The organism is Emticicia sp. 17c (assembly GCF_037153985.1).
Taxonomy (GTDB): domain Bacteria; phylum Bacteroidota; class Bacteroidia; order Cytophagales; family Spirosomataceae; genus Emticicia.
Genome location: NZ_JBBAYI010000010.1, coordinates 237062 through 251912, shown reverse-complemented (window position 1 = coordinate 251912; position 14851 = coordinate 237062). Strand labels below are relative to the sequence as shown.

Annotated in this window: 13 protein-coding genes; 10 read left to right on the top strand and 3 right to left on the bottom strand. The window is 38.5% G+C overall.

Features of this window, described 5'->3' with window-relative positions; all coding sequences use genetic code 11:
* Positions 1 to 100: 100 nt before the first annotated feature.
* From WAA15_RS19050 to WAA15_RS19040, 3 genes are all read right to left on the bottom strand, one after another.
* On the bottom strand, positions 101 to 697 hold the full coding sequence (locus WAA15_RS19050; RefSeq protein WP_337044415.1) for a tRNA-(ms[2]io[6]A)-hydroxylase: 597 nt from the start codon (positions 695 to 697) through the stop codon (positions 101 to 103).
* Positions 698 to 700: 3 nt separating this feature from the next.
* Complete coding sequence (locus tag WAA15_RS19045; protein ID WP_337044414.1) at positions 701 to 1372, bottom strand: hypothetical protein; 672 nt, start codon at positions 1370 to 1372, stop codon at positions 701 to 703.
* 66 nt (positions 1373 to 1438) lie between these two features.
* Positions 1439 to 2632, bottom strand: a complete 1194-nt coding sequence (locus WAA15_RS19040; RefSeq protein WP_337044413.1) for a THUMP-like domain-containing protein — start codon at positions 2630 to 2632, stop codon at positions 1439 to 1441.
* A gap of 290 nt (positions 2633 to 2922) precedes the next feature.
* Between WAA15_RS19040 and WAA15_RS19035 the strand changes: the two genes are divergently transcribed.
* From WAA15_RS19035 to WAA15_RS18990, 10 genes are all read left to right on the top strand, one after another.
* Complete coding sequence (locus WAA15_RS19035) at positions 2923 to 3228, top strand: hypothetical protein (protein ID WP_337044412.1); 306 nt, start codon at positions 2923 to 2925, stop codon at positions 3226 to 3228.
* Between the two features lie 230 nt (positions 3229 to 3458).
* Positions 3459 to 5042 carry a SulP family inorganic anion transporter gene (locus WAA15_RS19030; RefSeq protein WP_337044411.1) on the top strand — a complete coding sequence of 528 codons (1584 nt, stop codon included), beginning with the start codon at positions 3459 to 3461 and terminating at the stop codon, positions 5040 to 5042.
* Positions 5008 to 5667, top strand: coding sequence for a carbonate dehydratase (gene can / locus WAA15_RS19025; RefSeq protein ID WP_337044410.1), 660 nt, complete (start codon positions 5008 to 5010; stop codon positions 5665 to 5667). Before WAA15_RS19030 ends, can begins: the two co-directional genes overlap by 35 nt.
* A gap of 291 nt (positions 5668 to 5958) precedes the next feature.
* Positions 5959 to 6354, top strand: a complete 396-nt coding sequence (locus tag WAA15_RS19020; RefSeq protein ID WP_337044409.1) for a hypothetical protein — start codon at positions 5959 to 5961, stop codon at positions 6352 to 6354.
* A 469-nt stretch (positions 6355 to 6823) separates the two neighbouring features.
* Positions 6824 to 8143: a hypothetical protein gene (locus WAA15_RS19015; protein WP_337044408.1), complete on the top strand. Its 1320-nt coding sequence runs from the start codon at positions 6824 to 6826 to the stop codon at positions 8141 to 8143.
* A gap of 771 nt (positions 8144 to 8914) precedes the next feature.
* Positions 8915 to 9337 carry a transposase-like zinc-binding domain-containing protein gene (locus tag WAA15_RS24585; RefSeq protein WP_442892812.1) on the top strand — a complete coding sequence of 141 codons (423 nt, stop codon included), beginning with the start codon at positions 8915 to 8917 and terminating at the stop codon, positions 9335 to 9337.
* Between the two features lie 59 nt (positions 9338 to 9396).
* Complete coding sequence (locus WAA15_RS19005) at positions 9397 to 10959, top strand: MFS transporter (RefSeq protein WP_337044407.1); 1563 nt, start codon at positions 9397 to 9399, stop codon at positions 10957 to 10959.
* Between the two features lie 20 nt (positions 10960 to 10979).
* Complete coding sequence (locus WAA15_RS19000; RefSeq protein WP_337044406.1) at positions 10980 to 11213, top strand: DUF6814 family protein; 234 nt, start codon at positions 10980 to 10982, stop codon at positions 11211 to 11213.
* A gap of 286 nt (positions 11214 to 11499) precedes the next feature.
* Positions 11500 to 13401 (top strand): acetate--CoA ligase, encoded by a 1902-nt coding sequence (gene acs, locus WAA15_RS18995; RefSeq protein ID WP_337044405.1) that lies wholly within the window; start codon positions 11500 to 11502, stop codon positions 13399 to 13401.
* Positions 13402 to 13663: 262 nt separating this feature from the next.
* Positions 13664 to 14827, top strand: a complete 1164-nt coding sequence (locus tag WAA15_RS18990) for a homogentisate 1,2-dioxygenase (RefSeq protein ID WP_337044404.1) — start codon at positions 13664 to 13666, stop codon at positions 14825 to 14827.
* Positions 14828 to 14851: the final 24 nt, after the last annotated feature.

Sequence of the window (14851 nt, the reverse complement as noted above, 5' to 3'; positions counted from 1 at the left end):
TATAGGTTTGGTCACTTACAATTTAAGCAACCGATACCCTTTTTCAAAATTTAAACATGCTCTAAGGTTGTTCTGAATAAGAATATTGAAAAAGACAGACTCAATGGAATCTGTCTTTTCGTATTTCCAATGTTTTCATGATAGCGGCTTCCTGTTCAAGCAATTCAAGCCAACGCGTTCGTACTACCTCTTTTGGGGTATATTCTTCTGCCAATTCAATAAAATTTCTGTAATGCCCCGCTTCCGAAATCATGAGTTCATGATAAAACTTTTTCAGGCCTTCGTCGGCTATATTTTCAGACAGCAACTTAAAGCGTTCGGCACTTCTGGCTTCAATTAAAGCACATAACAATAATTGCTCCATGAGCCTTGTATTATAGTCGCTGGTTTTCTGCAAGCAGCCTTGCAGTTTTTCAACGTATTCGTCTTTACGTTTGTGTGAAAGTTTGTATCCGCGCTTTCGCATTTCTTTCAAAACCCGCTGAAAATGCCCCCATTCTTCGGCCACTACGGGCGTAAGCGTTTCCACCAGTTTTTCTTTTTCAGGGTAACGTACAATTAAAGATATGCAGGAAGATGCCGCTTTTTGCTCACAAAAAGCATGGTCAATAAGTATATCCTCCAGATTCATTTCGGCTATATTCACCCAACGGGGGTCGGTGGGTAATTTCAGACCGAGGGTTGTAAGCGACTGCATTACTTATGGTTTACGATTTTTTACGGTATTTAACGATTTCTGTTTTTCTTCAATGGCAATTTTGGCATTTTCCAAATCTTGTAGGTTGGCTGTTTGCTCTTGCAGAAGTTTCTCAAGTTCCAGTTTGTTGTCTTCAATTTTTTTCAGCAGGCTTTCTTTCTCACGTTTATTTCTTTCAATATCACGAGCAATGCGGCTACCTGTTTTCTTCACTCTGTCATAATTCTTTTGTGATTCTCCGGCATCCTTTTCAGCCAGCCTTACATCTTCATATTGCATGGCATAAGTATAGAAGTCTTTCATGAGTTTTTCAACAGCCGCATAACCATCAAGCTCCTGCGAGACCGCCACCCCACCAATTTCGAACGAAGCGAATATTTTTGTTTTTCCTCTTTGTTCAGATATAATTTTGGAAGTAACAGTTACTGGTTCACTCGTTAAATCAGGAATACTAGCCGCCGGAATGGTGTAAGTCTCTTTGGTTTGTGAAACATTTCCGAATCTTGAAAGAAAAGTAGGCCAGTCTTTTTCAAGATACTTGTCTTCGATGCTCAGGGTCATATAAAACCCGTTTTTACGGTCTTTACCGAAAAGTTCAGACCCACTCAGAATTGTCTGGGCATCACACCAGTTGCTCACCAATGCCGCCACTATTAAAAACATTACTTTTTTCATATAGAAACAATATTTACTTTTTGACTTAAAATTATGTTTTTTGTAACACATTTACCGCAGCTAAACTTATAGATTTAGTATCTTTTTACAAACCAGAACTATTTTTTGATGCTGATAGTTTTCGGTAGCGAGCAGATACGTATCTCCACCATCTTTTATGCCTAGTTTTTTTCTGATTTCGTCGGGTTTTATCGGGAAATTGCGCGTGGTAATATTTGCCTGATTATAGGGCAGTTTCGATAGTATTTCCTTTTTGTCGAACTTACAAACGGCTTCACATTCAAAAACTCTACCCGGAAAACCAGCCATCAGTGTATCTGCCGTATACAAATGGCTGTTTGGTGCTAGTTTATTTAAGCCAAACACCTGTGCAATACTTTTAAACGCCCCTGCTTTCAAGATAGCGGCATTAGGTTCGTAAATATATTTTTGTGGCAAAACATACGTGGTGCTGGCAGCCTGTTCGGTTGCGTAATCAAAAACAAAACTTTGTCGCGTTGCGTCAGCCAGAAAATTCACACAAGTTATTTGAGGCGTATCGCTCGCAGCCCTGCTCAGAAACAATAGCTCTTTTACTTCATTTTCTACGGCTACTACATGTATTTGTCCGATACCTTTCAGTTGTTCGATGGCTAGTTTTATATCGAGCATAGGCGAATATTTCACCATGTACTCACCTAAAACAGCCTTAATACTCAGTAAATCCGGCTCACAGTCTTCTATCTTGAAAACCTTGTTCTGGGCGGTATCACGACGGGCAGGGTCCAGATAAAAATGTGTTTGCGCTAAAAGTGTTTCTGTTTTCAGGAAATCTGAGGCTTCCTGATTAGCTACTTTTATATTATTATAACCCAAAGCTGCAAAATTATGTGCCGCCACACAAGCTACGGCCGGATTCCGTTCAATATACATTACTTGTTTGTGTGTTCTGGCAAAAGCACAGGTATCAATGCCCATGCCACCTGTGAGGTCGGCAATAGTGTTATAGCTTGGAGAAGCAAAAATATCAGCCTTATAGGTTGCTGTCACCGCCGAAGAAGCCTGCTCAACCGATAGCGGGGGCGGGAAAATAACCTCTGCATTGGCATACCATTCAGGGAGCTTGAATCGTGCTTTTTGTCGGGCAATCCACTGGTCGGCAATAAGGCGAAGCAAATGATGCTCTATTTTTTTCTGGTTTTTCAAAAGAAAAGCCTGAATATCAGTTTCCTGTATCTGGTTAGCAAAATCTCTTGCTTTTTTCAAAATATCTAACTCCATATATTGGCTTAAGTATTCCGCTACGACATTTAATTCAGAATAACGAAGGGGTAAAAATACAATAATTCAGTAGAGGTATCAAAAGAATATACGTATTGGTATGAGCAAGGGCAGGTTTCTTCTGGCAAAGAAGCCTCTTTGTTACAAAAATTCTATTGCCTGCACTACTGATATTAATTTCTCATAAAATCTCCACAGTTTGATTTATACAAATTTTATCCGTTGTATATTTGTACAAATTTCAAGGTTTTTTCGTTAGTTTGTAACACAAAGCGAGTTAGCAACCTATTATGATTCAAAGATTATCCATTTTTATATTATTTCTCATCATTGAATGTTCGACTTTCAGCGAATACATTAAAGATTTCTTTGGTGACGAAATTACTTGTAACATGGATACTTGCGAAAGCGACGAGAATGAATCTGAAAACAAAGAAGAAGATAAAAAAGTAGAAGCCAATAAATATCTGATTTCTTTTTCGGGAATAAACTTTACTTTTAATTGCCTTCTTCCCAAGAAAAACATTTATTTTTTTGCTCAAGCCTCCGAACGCTTCCCCATACAACTGATACAATCTCCCCCTCCCAAAATTTAATTTTTCTACTACCAGAGAGAGACCGCAATCTCTTTTAAACACTCAGTATCTTACTATATAAATACCTGCGATATTTTGTGTTTTTGATTCTCAGTAGTCCTATTAACAGTTATGAAGAATCTGTTTACTGATTCTGGTTTGTATTTTATATGTACTGCACTTGCAACCATTATAAAGTATTACCTAAAACTTGACTGGAATTCCTGAACCATTTTATATACATTAATCTAATGAAATCTCAAATAAATTTCTCAAATCTAAAACACGATTTTCCGGCTGGGCTCGTGGTTTTTCTGGTAGCACTACCCTTGTGTTTAGGGGTAGCGTTAGCATCAGGGGCACCGCTCATTTCGGGTATTATAGCAGGTATTATAGGAGGTATAGTAGTAGGTGCTATCAGTGGTTCACAATTAGGCGTGAGTGGCCCTGCCGCTGGCCTTACTGTTATTGTACTGAATGCCATTACCGAACTTGGTGCTTTTAATTCATTTACGCTTGCGGTGGTACTGGCAGGGGTTATCCAGATTATTCTGGGTATAGTAAAAGCTGGTCTTATTGGCTATTACTTCCCTTCGTCTGTTATAAAAGGTATGCTTACCGCTATCGGAATCATTATTATTCTGAAACAGATTCCACACGTTGCAGGTATAGATCAGGATTATGAAGGAGACGAAAATTTTTTCCAGAAAGATGGAGAAAACACTTTTTCAGAGTTGCTGAACATTACCGAATTTTTTAATGAAGGTGCTTTGGTTATAGGCTTGGTTTCGATAGGTGTTCTTGTCTTATGGGATATGAGCTTCATGAAACGAAATAAAATACTTGGTGCTATACCCGGCCCACTGGTTGCGGTATTGTTAGGTATTTTTCTGAATAGCGGCCTGAGCATATTTCCATCTAACTTTCATTTACAGAGTAACCATCTGGTTAATCTGCCAGTTACAAAATCATTGTCAGATATAACCAGTTTTCTAGTCTTTCCCAATTTCGCAGCTATTTCAAATCCCCTCATCTGGAAAACCGCTTTTGTACTAGCTATCGTAGCCAGCCTTGAAACCTTACTCTCGGTTGAAGCTACCGATAAACTAGACCCCGAAAGCAGAATTACACCCACCAACCGAGAACTTATTGCGCAGGGTTCTGGCAATATAGTCTCGGGTTTATTAGGTGGTATCTCACTTACTCAGGTAATTGTTCGTAGCTCGGCTAATATTCAGGCCGGCGGTAAATCAAAGCTAGCAACCATTATTCATGGGTTAATTCTTCTGGTATGTACACTCAGTATTCCTACTTTACTGAATCTGATTCCGTTGGCATCGTTGGCAGCGGTATTGATTATGGTCGGGTATAAACTAGCAAAACCAGCTATCTTTAAATCTATGTTTAAAGAAGGCCCCGACCAGTTTGTACCTTTTGTAGCTACCGTATTAGCAGTAGTATTTACCGACCTCCTAACAGGTATTGGTATTGGTACAATGGTTGCTATGATTTACATACTTTATACTAATTATAAAGGCTCGATGTCGGTTATCAGAGACGGTAATAATGTGCTTATTGTTTTCAACAAAGATATTTTTTACTTCAATAAGTCGGAACTAATGCAAAACTTGGCTTCGTTACAATCTGGAGACACTGTTCTGGTAGACGGAACAAAAACTACATTTATTGACCACGATATTTTTCTAACTTTGGAAGAATTTCAGAATGAAGCCCGGGTAAGGAACATTCATATTGAATTTAAAAATATTAAGAGAAGAAAATTAAACTATCGAAAAAGTAATGGAATCGTATCAAAAACTCTTATTAGCGAATAAAGCTTGGGCCTCAGAAAAGCTTCAGCTTGACCCTACCTATTTCACAAAATTAGCTGCCGACCAGAAACCTGAATTTTTATGGATTGGATGTTCGGATAGCCGCGTACCTGCCGACCAAGTATCAGGCACCCAACCAGGCGAAATTTTTGTACACCGGAATGTTGCAAACTTAGTGATTCATACCGATATGAGTATGCTTAGCGTATTGCAATATGCCGTTGAGGTATTGAAGGTAAAGCATATTCTGGTTGTGGGGCATTACCAATGTGGTGGTGTAAAAGCCTCTATGACCAATAAAGATTATGGTCTTATTAACAACTGGCTCAGACATATCAAGGATGTATATTCTAAATATTGGCATGAATTACAAAAGATTGATAATGAGCAGGAACGTTTTGATAGACTAGTAGAGGTAAATGTAGTTGAACAAGTAAAAAATGTAGCCAAAACTACTATTGTACAAAATGCTTGGGCAAATAGTGAGTATCCGATGATTCATGGATGGGTATTGAACCTGCATACGGGTTTAATCAAGTCTATTATTGAAATTGAATCAAAAGATGATGATGCCCTTGAAGAAGTTTACAACTTTGATTTTGAGATGGGAAAAGTGAAGAAAGCATAATGTTGTAGACACTTGATGTGACAGTTTGCGTTTGTTTTTAAGGCGTCTGTCTGCGGGTATGTTTCGTATCCGTATAGATGGGCGTCTTTTTTTATATTTAAGCTAAACAACTGAATATCAGATTAAAACCTGATTAAATTAACGAAAACGATTGTACTATAAACCCAATTAAATTGTACAAAACAAAGATATTTTCTGGTTTTGATAAAGCTGCTCTTGTTTCATTTTAACGATTGCTTACTTTTGTAATAGTAGTTGTCCTGTATTAATACCAAATTGAACAGAAACCTGATGGTTAATCCGATTACCCATATAAGTTCTCGTAAAGTTCTTACCTTATCTGGGCTGGTTTTGGTATTGTTATTGAGTTTTAACTGCTCTTTTCTCACTGAAAATCTTCCTCTGGCTGCTTCGGCTAGCATTATTAAGCAACCTGTTACAAAAAGAACATTTAATTCTTTTTCGGTCTTTTTAAACAATCATTCTTCAAATAAAGCTGCCTTTGAAAGAATTATATTTTCGGATGATTTTCAGCCCGATGGATTTTGTAAAGTTGCCTATTTCTTTTTCAAGCCATTAGCCAATATTAAAAACTTAATTGATGCTGGTTATAATAATGTAATTGTTCAAAAACGGCATTTATATATTCTTTACTGTTCTTGGCGACACTTTACTACCATAAAATAAAGTATCAGGCTCAGTTTTTTCTTGCTATTAAATTCGGGTTATACGAACCCCATTCACACTACAATTTTATTTGCCTAGCCTATGCCCTTTTCTTGACAGGAAAAAGGGGTTATGGGGTTTTCCTACACAGAATGAGGGCAGGGTTTAGGTAAAAACAGTTACTCCAAAATGTACCGAGCAAAGCAGTCAGTTTTGCTTTTTTCTTCAAATTTCATTAGTTTTCTTCTTATTATTTTGTCTATTTGATACGTTTTCAATAAACAAATATCACATTAACAAATACCCACACAAAGCAGATTTTAAGTTTCTTTTAAAGCCCCAAAACGCCAAATCTCCCACATAAATTTCGTATTTTTGAACCTTTATCAGTAATATGCTTTAAGCATAAAAATAGTCTGGTTTTAGTTAGAGGAGTACAAAATCCTTAGATGCCTATGCCTATTGCTGAATCTCACAAAAATATACTTTTATGAAAAAACCTGAAATAGCCTTGCTAGGGCTACTAATTATTGTATTGCCCTTGTTGTCGAAGGCACAAGTACTGAAAGACGGAAAACTAAGCCTTAATGAAGATGGGTCGCGGTATGTAAAATTCACGATAGTAAACCAGACATGGCTACGTAATACCACATTTAACGAAGGAAGCACAGTTTTTGGCTATGCCAAGAAAAACGGTTGGGATATTGGAATCCGGCGTTTTAGAATGCAGTTTTTCGGACAATTAACCGACAAAGTTTTTATTTACTCACAAATAGGAGAAAACAATTTCAACGGAATAGCTGACCGCAAATTTGGCTTTTTTATTCATGATGCGCTGGGTGAGTATGTTGTTGTAAAAAACAAATTATCATTAGGTGGTGGGCTTGCCGCTTGGAGTGGCCTAGCTCGTTTTGCCTCGCCTGCTGTGGGAAGTATTTTAGGAGTTGATGCACCACTGTATCAGCAGTCGACCAATGATGTAACCGACCAGTTTCTAAGAAAATTATCAGTATATGCCAAAGGTAAATTAGGAAAATTTGACTATCGGCTGGTTTTATCTAACCCGATGGCATTTCAGAAAGCAGCCTCTTATAACGCAATACTTAGCCCCGATGTGGCAAATTTCTCATCAAAACCACCCAAGCTGCAATGGAACGGATACGTACAATGGCAATTTCTTGACCAAGAAGCTAATCTGACACCTTATATGACTGGCACTTATTTAGGCAAAAAGAAGGTGTTTAATATAGGTGCAGGTTTTGTGTATCAGCCCAAAGCTATGTGGCATTTAAGTACTAATAAAGCCGATACGCTAGAAACAAATATGGTGCAGTTATCGCTGGATGCTTTCTATGACAGCCCTGTCGGCATAGAGGGTCAAGCAATTAGTGCTTATGCTTCTATTGGGTATTTTGATTTTGGTAAGAACTATATCCGTAATCTGGGGGTTATGAACCCTGCTAACGGCACTACCCGTAAAGACATCATCAACGGAGCAGGGAATGCTTTTCCGGGCTATGGCACTGGCAATGTTTTTTATGCCCAGTTTGGCTACAAGTTAAAAGATAATTTGCTCGGCAAAACTACCATTATGCCTTATATCTCGTTACAACATAGTGATTACGAGCGGCTTAAACAAGGAATGAATTACTGGGATTTAGGAATAAACTGGTTGTTAAACGGACATACGTCCAAATTAACAGTAGCTTATCAGAACCGACCCATTTTTATAGCAGGCCCTAACGGGAAAGGCGAATTTAGCAACAGAAAAGGTTCAACTATAATACAATATCAGGTCTTTTTCAATTAAGTTAAAGCACCTATCTGTGTGTATACAGATAGGTGACAATTAACGTTTTATAGAATTTAGACGAAACATACTTACAAATTCAGCGAGAAGCCCCTCGATTACTCAAGGGGCTTTACTTTTCGGGTTACGTGCAAGTTTAACTGCATTATCTCTATATACCCACTCATAACAATTTCTCTATTACATACGTGCAGTTATTTGCATTATGCAAAAGTTGTTTACCAATTAATTAATTTCTACTATCCCCTAAGGGTGTTGAGTGAATTAGTATTGCGTAAAAACAACTAGTAAGAATATCTTTATTATGATTATGCTGGCGTTTTTAATTGCTAAAACACAGATAACTTTGTTTCAAGCAATTATTTTAAATATCTTTTTCCTGAACAATTTTTTTAAGCAGTTGGTGAATTTTTTGTTCCTGATATCCTTCAATAGCTTATATTACTATTGAAGGATAACTCAGGAGCTAGTTTTAATGGCTATTGAAGGCAATCTATAAAGTTGAAAATGCACTTTGGTAATATATACGAAGCCCAAAAGAATCTGGATTTAGTAAATTAAAAAAAAGTTTTATTTTTTTAATTTACAGAAAAACCTCCTATTAAATAACTCATTATCAACAACTTACAAAACAATAAAAAACTAAAAATATTTTCAAAATCAGGTCTTTAAGGCCACAGAAAACTAGCAGTTAGCCAAAATATAAACTACACTGATTCTATTATATGCTATTAAAAAAAATTATATTTGCTTAAAAACCATAGAAGGTACATGGATTTCCCTCACTGCCCCCAATGTGATTCTAGCCATATATCCAGAAACGGGATAGTAAAAGAACGGCAGCGTTACAAATGCAAAGACTGTGGCTATAATTACACAGTAGATAAATTGGGTAAGAGTATCGAAAGTTATTTTGTAATTAAAGCCTTACAGCTTTACTTGGAAGGCATTAGCTATCGGGAAATCGAACGCTTATTGGGCATAAGTCATGTGTCGGTAATGAACTGGGTAAAAAAATATCGAATTGTTGTTCCGTCCAGAAAAAAGAATTATAAACCTACAACTATAATTCTGACTTATACCGAACTGCAAGAATTTTACAGTAACAGAGAAAACCTCAAAGGCATAGGCATAATAATTACCGAATTTGAAGACAAATTTATGCTTATTAAATGGGAACGTACCAGAAACTGAACATTAACAACCCTTATATAAATAAAAATCATCTATTCCCTAAATACTATTTGTTCACTATGTCTGAAAAAAAACAAAAGTTAAGTTACATTATTGGTGCCTCTTCGGTAGGTACGCTCATCGAATGGTACGACTTCTACATTTTTGGTAGCTTGGCTACCGTTTTAGCTACCAAGTTTTTTCCAACTGATAACCCTACGGCTGCATTTCTGAATACACTGGCTACATTTGCGGCCGGTTTTGTTGTACGCCCGTTCGGGGCTTTATTTTTTGGTCGATTAGGCGACCTCATCGGCCGAAAATACACCTTTATGGTTACCCTGTTACTTATGGGCGGTGCTACTTTTGCCATCGGGCTGATTCCGAGTTATGCCACTATTGGCGCGCTAGCTCCTATTCTGGTGCTGTTACTGAGGCTTTTACAAGGACTGGCTCTTGGCGGAGAATATGGCGGAGCAGCCACTTATGTAGCCGAACACTCGCCGGCACACAAACGTGGCTACTGGACCTCATGGATTCAGACCACCGCCACTGTTGGCCTTTTTGTATCGTTAGGTGTAATTATGGTTACGCGTACGTCAATGTCAAAAGAAGCCTTTGAAGAATGGGGCTGGCGGCTTCCTTTCCTGATGTCAATCTTTATGGTTTTTATTTCTTTTCTGATTCGGCGCAATATGTCGGAGTCGCCGCTTTTTGCTAAAGCCAAAGCAGAAGGCAAAACCTCGGCTAATCCTTTGAAAGAATCGTTTGGCAATAAATTAAATTTCAAATTTGTACTTCTGGCACTTTTTGGGGCAACTATGGGGCAAGGGGTAATATGGTATACAGGCCAGTTTTATGCTCAGACTTTCCTGTTAAAAACCTGTAATATTGATGACGTTCAGGCCAATAGTATCATGATGTGGGGCTTGTTATTAGGCACACCTTTTTTTATTGCATTCGGAGCTTTGTCCGACAAAATAGGCCGAAAAGGCATTATGCTGGCCGGAATGTTTCTGGCGGTTCTATTGTATCGGCCAATTTTTGATAAAATCTATCAGACCGCGAGTATCCAGAACAAAACAGAGGTTGGCACTTCCGATAAAACTACGGTTCAGGTTGAGTTAATTGCTAAAACCGTAGCCGACTCGCTGATTACTACCACAACTATTCATGATTATGAGGATGGTAGCCTCATGAAAGAGGTTGTAAAAACAACAGTGCTGGCCGACAAGTCTGTGGCTACACCTAAACCCGAAGTAAAGAAAACCATTCTTGTCAATAATAAAGATAAATGGACACTGATATTAATGATTTTCAGCCTAATTATTTTCGTCACAATGGTTTATGGGCCTATTGCAGCTTTTCTGGTAGAAATGTTCCCGACAAAAATCAGGTATTCGTCCATGTCATTGCCATATCATATAGGTAATGGTGTTTTTGGTGGCCTGATGCCTGCCGTAGCCACATTTTTATCTACCCAAGCCAACGAAGCCAATACAAAAGCACAAAATCTGGGGCAGGCCATCATTTATGACAAGCCTTACCTTCAAGGTTTATATTACCCAATTATTATTGCGGGTATCTGCTTTTTTATTGGCCTTATTTATATTAACGGAAAAGACCGCAACATACACGACTAACCCTAAAACCAATTTTTATCATGAACACTTTAAAGAAAATATTAGGCATAATCTGGATACTCACTGGTTTCAGCGCAGGTGTATACCTCATTTATTTTCAAGCCTTGCCTCTTTGGAAAAATGGCGGTAACGATTTAGTGCTGGCTATTATTTATACCTTTATTCTGGCACCTATTATTTCATTAGGAATGTCGATATTTGGTTATTATGCCCTTCAGGGCGAATACAGCATAAAAGGGCAAGATAAATTATAGAAAGTAAGACCAACTTATCTATGCACCGGCTTCTATATGGCCAGTAATACAAAACTCTTAAAAATAGTACTTATTCTCTCATTTTTAGGGTCTTTATTACTGGCTTTTTATATTTGTAATGTTGTTTATATACCCTAACAGGTTTCTCTGGGGATGTGCAAAATCATTAAAATTCCTAAAGTTGCCTATCAGATTATAGGATAATTTATATAGAAACAACGATATTTGCAAATCGCAACGTGTTGGAGTACTTATACATTATTTATCATTACCCTCTTATTAAATTATGCTTATTCAAACCTTCGAAGAGTATCAGAAAGCCTATGAAGCCAGCGTGCAAGACCCTGAAGGCTTCTGGGGCGAAATCGCTGCTAATAATTTTGAATGGAAAAAACCATGGAAAAAGGTTTTAGAATGGAATTTTACAGAACCTAAAATAAACTGGTTTGTAGGTGGTAAATTAAATATAACCGAAAACTGTCTCGACCGCCATGTCAGAGAAAAGCCTCAACAGCCAGCTATCATCTGGGAACCTAACGACCCCAACGAAGATAGCATTACGCTTACTTACCGCCAGCTTTTCGACAGGGTTTGTAGCTTTGCAAACGTACTGAAACGCAATGGTATTCAAAAAGGCGACAGGGTATGTATTTATATGCCCATGATTCCTGAGTTGGCCGTTGCAACACTTGCTTGCGCTCGTATCGGGGCTATTCACTCAGTAGTTTTTGGGGGGTTCTCTGCCTCTTCCATCGCCGACCGTATTAATGACTCACAATGTGTGGCTGTTATAACTACTGACGGAGCTATTCGCGGAAACAAGGCAATTCCGATGAAAGACACCGTTGACGATGCCTTAATCGGATGCCCGTCTGTAAAGAAAGTAATAGTGGCTACCCGCACCCGCACGCCTGTCAGCATGATTAAAGGCCGTGATGTATGGTGGGAAGAAGAAGTAAAATACGTTAATTCTGATTGTCCGGCCGAAGAAATGGACTCCGAAGACCCTCTGTTTATTCTTTATACTTCTGGCTCAACAGGCAAGCCTAAAGGGGTAGTACATACCTGTGGCGGCTATATGGTTTATTCGGCTTATACTTTTCTGAATGTATTTCAGTATAAACTTGGTATGGTTCATTTCTGTACCGCTGACATCGGCTGGATTACAGGTCATTCTTATATTATTTACGGGCCATTGGCTACTGGTGCTATCTCGCTTATGTTTGAGGGGATACCAACCTACCCCGACGCTGGGCGTTTCTGGGAGATTGTCGAGAAACATCGGGTAAATATTCTTTACACAGCCCCTACGGCTATACGCTCACTAATGGGCTTTGGTACAGAATATGTAGACGGAAAAGATTTAAGCTCACTCAAAGTGCTGGGTTCAGTAGGCGAACCTATCAACGAAGAAGCATGGCACTGGTATTCAAAAAATATTGGTAAAGATGCCTGCCCTGTAGTTGATACATGGTGGCAAACCGAAACCGGAGGCATCATGATTTCGGCACTTGCCGGAATTACACCCCTAAAACCTGCTTGGGCATCGCTTCCACTACCGGGTATTCAGATGATGCTCGTTGACGAACAAGGAAACGAAATTCTTGGTGGAAATGTAAGTGGCAATTTATGTATTAAATTTCCGTGGCCATCTATTATCCGTACTACATGGGGCGACCACGAGCGTTGCCGTACAAATTACTTTTCGGCTTATCCTAACCTTTATTTCACAGGCGATGGAGCCATGCGTGATGAAAACGGATTTTATCGTATAACAGGCCGTGTTGATGATGTACTGAACGTATCTGGCCATAGAATTGGTACGGCTGAGGTCGAAAACGCCATTAATATGCATACCGGTGTGGTAGAATCGGCAGTTGTGGGTTATCCGCATGATATTAAAGGACAAGGCATTTATGCTTATGTAATTTGTGAAAGCCACCTGAACGATGCTGAGTTAACCAGAAAAGATATTCTGGCAACGGTATCAAGGGTAATTGGGCCTATTGCCAAACCCGATAAAATTCAGTTTGTTACAGGTTTGCCTAAAACGCGTTCGGGGAAAATCATGCGTCGTATACTACGTAAAATTGCCGAAGGCGAAACATCAAACCTCGGTGATACAACTACCCTACTCGACCCTAATGTGGTAGAAGAAATAAAAAATGGCGCACAATTATTGAAGTAATATTTGGCTCTATAAGTTGTATGGCTACTCCCCTTGTCTGAACAGGACGAGGGGATTTTTTTATAATTTACTTCTCAAGCATCATACCTTTCTTTAACGTTTCTACCTTTTCATACTAGCTATAAAGCTAGTTATCAGTGATTTCCGCCTTAAGAAAACATTAATAAATCCTATATATTAAAAAAATAACAACATTTTACTTGTCACAACAATTATTTTTATTTTATTTTGTACGCAAAACAATAATTGTCTTAGCAAATATATGCCTATCTATCATAAATTAGGGAAAATACCTGCGAAGCGCCACACGCAATTTGAACAAGCCAATGGTAAAGGGTTATATTACGAACAACTTTTTGGTACAATTGGCTTTGATGGCATGTCGTCTTTGATGTACCACATTCATCGACCTACACAGGTGATGAAAATATTAGGCAGCCAAGATGTAACCCCTGTGCTGGCAAAAGAAACCCCTATGCTAATGATGCGCAAGCTAATTGGCTTTGATATTATGCCAAAAGATGATTTTCTCGAAAGTCGGGTAGCACTTCTGGTAAATAAAGATTGTACCATTGGCTTAGCGGCCCCTCGACAATCGCTAACAGATTACTTTTACAAAAATGCCGATGCCGACGAATTGCTCTTTATCCATAAAGGCTCAGGCACCTTACGCACACAAGTAGGAAACATTACGTTTGAATATGGCGATTATCTGATAATACCAAGAGGCACAATTTACCAGATAACTTTTGACACAACCGATAACAGGATTTTCTATGTTGAGTCTCATTCGCCTATTTATACGCCTAAACGCTACCGCAATTATTTCGGGCAGTTACTAGAACATTCGCCATTTTGTGAACGAGATTATAAATTACCGGAAGCACTCGAAACACACGACGAAAAAGGAGAATTTTTAATAAAAATAAAAAAACAAAATCAACTTAGTAGCCTAGTTTATCAGTACCATCCTTTCGATGTTGTAGGATTCGATGGATACAACTATCCGTGGGGTTTCTCAATCCATAATTTTGAGCCTATCACAGGGCGTATTCATCAACCCCCACCAGTGCATCAGACCTTCCAGACCGACGCTTTCGTTGTTTGCTCATTTTGCCCGAGGCTATATGATTACCACCCAAAGGCAATACCAGCCCCTTATAATCATTCTAATATCGACTCCGACGAAGTAATTTATTATGTTGATGGAGACTTTATGAGCCGCAACGATATTGCTCAGGGGCATATTACACTACACCCCGGTGGCATTCCGCATGGGCCACACCCGGGTACTATGGAACGTAGTATTGGCAAAAAAGAAACACACGAACTAGCCGTAATGGTTGATACCTTCAGGCCACTTATGCTAACACAAGAGGCTTTAAAAATTGACGACGGAAAATATTTTCAAAGTTGGGCAGAATAAAATTCCACCATAAAATACTTACAA

What these genes read in the sequence shown, in the direction of transcription:
- WAA15_RS19050 (WP_337044415.1), bottom strand. Translation starts at nt 697, where the DNA reads ATGCAGTCGCTTACAACCCTCGGTCTGAAATTACCCACCGACCCCCGT.
- WAA15_RS19045 (WP_337044414.1), bottom strand. Translation starts at nt 1,372, where the DNA reads ATGAAAAAAGTAATGTTTTTAATAGTGGCGGCATTGGTGAGCAACTGG.
- WAA15_RS19040 (WP_337044413.1), bottom strand. Translation starts at nt 2,632, where the DNA reads ATGGAGTTAGATATTTTGAAAAAAGCAAGAGATTTTGCTAACCAGATA.
- WAA15_RS19035 (WP_337044412.1), top strand. Translation starts at nt 2,923, where the DNA reads ATGATTCAAAGATTATCCATTTTTATATTATTTCTCATCATTGAATGT.
- WAA15_RS19030 (WP_337044411.1), top strand. Translation starts at nt 3,459, where the DNA reads ATGAAATCTCAAATAAATTTCTCAAATCTAAAACACGATTTTCCGGCT.
- can (WP_337044410.1), top strand. Translation starts at nt 5,008, where the DNA reads ATGGAATCGTATCAAAAACTCTTATTAGCGAATAAAGCTTGGGCCTCA.
- WAA15_RS19020 (WP_337044409.1), top strand. Translation starts at nt 5,959, where the DNA reads ATGGTTAATCCGATTACCCATATAAGTTCTCGTAAAGTTCTTACCTTA.
- WAA15_RS19015 (WP_337044408.1), top strand. Translation starts at nt 6,824, where the DNA reads ATGAAAAAACCTGAAATAGCCTTGCTAGGGCTACTAATTATTGTATTG.
- WAA15_RS24585 (WP_442892812.1), top strand. Translation starts at nt 8,915, where the DNA reads ATGGATTTCCCTCACTGCCCCCAATGTGATTCTAGCCATATATCCAGA.
- WAA15_RS19005 (WP_337044407.1), top strand. Translation starts at nt 9,397, where the DNA reads ATGTCTGAAAAAAAACAAAAGTTAAGTTACATTATTGGTGCCTCTTCG.
- WAA15_RS19000 (WP_337044406.1), top strand. Translation starts at nt 10,980, where the DNA reads ATGAACACTTTAAAGAAAATATTAGGCATAATCTGGATACTCACTGGT.
- acs (WP_337044405.1), top strand. Translation starts at nt 11,500, where the DNA reads ATGCTTATTCAAACCTTCGAAGAGTATCAGAAAGCCTATGAAGCCAGC.
- WAA15_RS18990 (WP_337044404.1), top strand. Translation starts at nt 13,664, where the DNA reads ATGCCTATCTATCATAAATTAGGGAAAATACCTGCGAAGCGCCACACG.